The 252-nt window shown below is 55.6% G+C and carries 1 pseudogene; it reads left to right on the top strand.

The annotated features are described in order from the left end of the window. Nucleotides 1-184: pseudogene (locus tag KJQ96_RS39360) on the top strand (hypothetical protein); the annotation flags it as partial. Nucleotides 185-252 lie beyond the last annotated feature (68 nt).

Genomic DNA, 252 nt, shown 5'->3' with positions numbered 1-252 from the left:
CGACAATTCATGGAATGGGAGTGATCCAACAAGAATCCGTGCGGTGAACGACTATTACGGGGTGGGATTTAACAAGGACAACGAAGGGCCGCTGCGACGGCCCTTCATTGCTCCAAGCGCGGGGGCCTACTCTTTCGCCGCCGATCCAGCCCGTCGCCCTCAGAATTCGGCTTTCATAGACTGAGTCCCGTCATTTCCCGACAGGCAAACCAAATATCATTGCGGCCTACCGCAATGACACGCACGATGAAG

Origin of the sequence: Bradyrhizobium sp. sGM-13 (assembly GCF_018398875.1) — a bacterium.
Lineage (GTDB): Bacteria > Pseudomonadota > Alphaproteobacteria > Rhizobiales > Xanthobacteraceae > Bradyrhizobium.
Note: the sequence above shows the minus strand (reverse complement) of the source record. Positions and strands in the feature narration are given on the sequence as shown.